Here is a 3678-nt window from a genome sequence, read left to right on the forward strand (position 1 = left end):
GAAACGGGTTCCGTTCCTTCGGGGCGGGGGATGGAGCTTTGCCCCGGAGGGGCGGGGTCTTTCTCCGGGCTTCGGGACGAACCTCCCTCCTTCCAGCCCCGAAGGGGCTGGTGTCTTTCTCCCAGTCGAAGGCCGGGGGTGTTTTCCCGCCCCTTCGCCCCGGAGGGGCGGAGTTTTTGCCCCGGCCTTTGGCCGGGGGGGGTGTTCTGCCCGGCCGAAGGCCGGGAAACGCAGCGACGGTCACGTCAGGGACGACCCACAACGCGGACGTCGCGCAAACCCACCCGGAGGGACGTCGCGCAAACCCGCCCGGAGGGCGCTTCCGCGTTGCGCAACGCCATACGCTGAGGCCATGAGCGATCACCCCCGAACCGCGCCGGAGGCGCTGGCGCAGCGCGTGCCCGACCTCGCCGCGCTGGAGCTGCTGCTCGCCGTCGCCCGGCTGGGCAGCCTCGGCCGGGCCGCGCGCGAGGTGGGGATCACTCAGCCCGCCGCGAGCAGCCGGCTCCGCTCGATGGAGCGCCAGCTCGGCGTCGCGCTCGTGGAGCGCTCCCCGCGCGGCTCGCGGCTGACCGCCGCCGGCACGCTCGTGACGGACTGGGCGCGGCGGATCGTCGAGGCCGCGGAGGCGTTCGACGCGGGAGCGCAGGCGCTGCGCGCCCGCCGGGACTCGCGGCTGCGCGTCGCGGCGAGCATGACGATCGCCGAGTACCTGCTGCCGGGCTGGCTGATCGCGCTGCGCGCGGAGCGGCCGGCCACCGCCGTGTCACTGGTGGCGGGCAACTCGGCCGCGGTCGCCGAGCGGTTGCTCGCGGGCGAGGCGGACGTGGGCTTCGTGGAGGGGCTGGACGCGCCCGCGGGCCTGGACGGCGCGGTGGTGGGCGGCGACCGCCTGGTCGTCGTGGTGGCGCCGGCGCACCGCTGGGCGCGCCGCCGGCGGCCCGTCGGCGCGGAGGAACTCGCCGCGACCCCGCTCGTGCTGCGGGAGCGCGGCTCCGGCACCCGCCAGGTGCTGGACGCGGCCCTCGCGCCGTACGGGGGCGTGGCCGAGCCGCTGCTGGAGCTGGCGTCGACGACGGCGGTGAAGGCGTCCGTACTGAGCGGCGCCGGGCCGTCCGTGCTCAGTGAGCTCGCGGTGGGTGAGGAGCTCGCGGCCCGCCGGCTGGTGGAGGTCCCCGTGACGGACCTGCGGCTGGGCCGTGAGCTGCGGGCGGTGTGGCCCGTGGGGCACCGCCCGGCCGGCCCGGCGCGGGACCTGCTGGCGCTCACGCGCCGTGCGGCCTGAGCCGGGCTCGACTCGCACAGAAGCCCGTACAAGAACCCGTACGCCGCCCTCCTACGCCGCCGCGTCGATCAGCGCCTCCATGACGCGGAGGTCCTCGCCCCCCTCCGGGTGCCACTGCACGCCCATCACGAACGGCTCGCCCGGCAGTTCGACGGCCTCCACGACGCCGTCGTGCGCGTGGGCGCAGGCGATCAGGCCGGCGCCCAGGGTGTCGACGGCCTGGTGGTGGTAGGTCGGCACGGTGAGCGGCTCGGGCAGGGCCTTGGCCAGGCGGGTGCCCGGCACGGGGATCACCTCGTGGGCGGCGAAGGCCCCGGGCGGCCCGGTGTGCCCCTCGTGGCCGACGCGGTCGGGCAGGTGCTGGACGAGCGTGCCGCCGAGGGCCACGTTGAGGAGCTGGGCGCCCCGGCAGACGCCGAGCAGCGGGGTGCCGCTGTCCAGCGCGGCCCGGATCAGGGCGAGTTCCCAGGCGTCCCGTTCGGTGGCCGGCGGCCCGGTGCGGGGGTGCGGCTCGGCCCCGTACAGCGCCGGTGCCACATCGGGCCCGCCGGAGACGACCACGGCGTTCAGCCGGGCGACGGCCGCGGCCGCGGCGGCCGGTTCGTCGGGCGGCAGCAGGGCGGCGAGCCCTCCCGCGCGCTGGACCAGCCGGTGGTAGCCGGCCGGCAGGACGGCGGCCGGCAACTGCCAGACGCCCCAGCGCACGGAGGACTCCAGATACGTGCTGACGCCGATGAGCGGTGCGGTCACCGAGGGGCCTCCTGAGCGGTGCGGTCGACGGGTGTTCGGGGTGTACGGGGCGTACGGGTCGTTTCGGGGCGTACGAGGTGTGCGGGGGCGTTCGCGCGGGCGCGGGCCCCGGCGCGTCAGGGCGTTCCACCGGGGCGCAGTTCCGCCTCGGCCGCGGCCAGCGCCGCGAACTCCTCCTCCGGGGCCGTGGCCACCAGCCGCCGCCGGGACCAGCCGGCGAAGTATGCGAGCGCCACGGCGTAGACGGCGAGGGCGATGAGCGCCGCGTCCCGGTCCACCAGGAAGGTCGCCACCAGCGCGGCACAGGCCAGCACGAAGGCGACGGAGGAGGTGACCACCCCGCCCGGGGTGCGGTAGGGGCGCGGCAGCTCCGGTTCGCGGCGCCGCAGCACGATGTGCGACAGGCTCATCAGAGCGTAGGAGATCGTGGCGCCGAAGACCGCGACATTGAGCATGCGGGCGCCGTCCCCGCTGCCGACGGCCAGCGCGAAGCCGATCGCGCCGGGCACCAGCAGCCCGAGGTAGGGCGCCTTGCGGCGGCTGGTGAGGGACAGGAAGCGGGGCAGGTAGCCGGCCCGGGAGAGCGCGAAGAGCTGCCGCGATCCGGCGTAGATCAGCGAGAAGAAGGAGGCCACGAGGCCGGCCAGGCCGGCGTAGTTGACGAAGCGGCTCAGCGCGGTGGGCCCGCCGTCGCCTTCGAGGGCGGCGACCAGCGGGTTGCCCGCGTCCTGGAGGGCGGCCGAGCCCCGCGCGCCGGTCGCGGCGACAAAGGTCAGCAGGGCGAGGAGGAGCAGCACCCCCATGGCGATGGCCATGGCCCGGGGCAGGGTGCGCGCCGGGTCGCGGGTCTCCTCCGCGGCCAGCGGCACCCCCTCGACCCCGAGGAAGAACCACATGCCGAAGGGGAACGCGGCCCACACGCCGAGCAGCCCGAAGGGCAGCCAGGAGGAGGAGCCGAAGGCGTCCGGGTCGGCCGGGATGTCGTTGAGGCGGCCGGCGTCGAACTCGGTGAGGGCGCCGACGGCGAAGATCAGCAGGGCGGCGACGGCCACCCCGGTGACGACGAAGCTGAAGCGCAGCGCCTCGCCCACGCCCCACAGGTGGATGCCGATGAACAGCACGAAGCAGGCGAGGACGACCGGCCAGCCGGACTCCAGCCCGAAGAGGTGCAGCGACTCCACGTAGTCCCCGATGAACAGGGAGATCGCGGCCGGGGCGAGCACGTACTCGATGAGGATGGCGGTGCCGGTGAGGAACCCGCCCCAGGGGCCGAGGGCGCGCCGCGCGAAGCCGTAGCCGCCGCCCGCGGTCGGCAGGATCGCGGCGAGTTCGGCGAGCGCGAACACCATGCAGGTGTACATCAGGCCCATCAGGAGGGCGGCCGCGGCGAGGCCGCCGAAGCCGCCCTCCCGCAGGCCGAAGTTCCAGCCGGAGAAGTCACCGGAGACGACGTAGGCGACGCCCAGGCCGGTGAGCAGCAGCCAGCCCGCGCTGCCCCGGCGCAGCGTGCGGCGCTCCAGATAGGCGTCCTCCGCCGCGCGGGAAGCACCGGCGGGCGCCGCCGGCCGAGGGGCCGTGGCGGATTCGGGAGGGGACGCGGGCGGTGCGGAGGAGGGCGCGGGCGGTGATGCGGGAGCACTGCG

The 3678-nt window shown here is 75.9% G+C and carries 3 protein-coding genes; 1 reads left to right on the plus strand and 2 read right to left on the minus strand.

The genetic code is table 11. From position 1 onward, the window contains the following. Nucleotides 1-352 precede the first annotated feature (352 nt). Nucleotides 353-1285 carry a LysR family transcriptional regulator gene (locus tag ACSNOD_RS29600; RefSeq protein WP_436770159.1) on the plus strand — a complete coding sequence of 311 codons (933 nt, stop codon included), beginning with the start codon at nucleotides 353-355 and terminating at the stop codon, nucleotides 1283-1285. Nucleotides 1286-1336: 51 nt separating this feature from the next. Here the strand turns inward: ACSNOD_RS29600 and ACSNOD_RS29605 are convergent, their stop codons facing one another. Further along, nucleotides 1337-2035, minus strand: coding sequence for a gamma-glutamyl-gamma-aminobutyrate hydrolase family protein (locus ACSNOD_RS29605; protein ID WP_436770160.1), 699 nt, complete (start codon nucleotides 2033-2035; stop codon nucleotides 1337-1339). A 116-nt stretch (nucleotides 2036-2151) separates the two neighbouring features. Then, nucleotides 2152-3555: an ethanolamine permease gene (gene eat, locus ACSNOD_RS29610; RefSeq protein ID WP_436770161.1), complete on the minus strand. Its 1404-nt coding sequence runs from the start codon at nucleotides 3553-3555 to the stop codon at nucleotides 2152-2154. Nucleotides 3556-3678 lie beyond the last annotated feature (123 nt).

This window comes from Streptomyces sp. URMC 123 (assembly GCF_051386515.1).
Taxonomy (GTDB): domain Bacteria; phylum Actinomycetota; class Actinomycetes; order Streptomycetales; family Streptomycetaceae; genus Streptomyces.

Bases quoted from the DNA above. Each gene is read 5' to 3' on its own strand.
- ACSNOD_RS29600 (WP_436770159.1), top strand. From the start codon at position 353: ATGAGCGATCACCCCCGAACCGCGCCGGAGGCGCTGGCGCAGCGCGTG.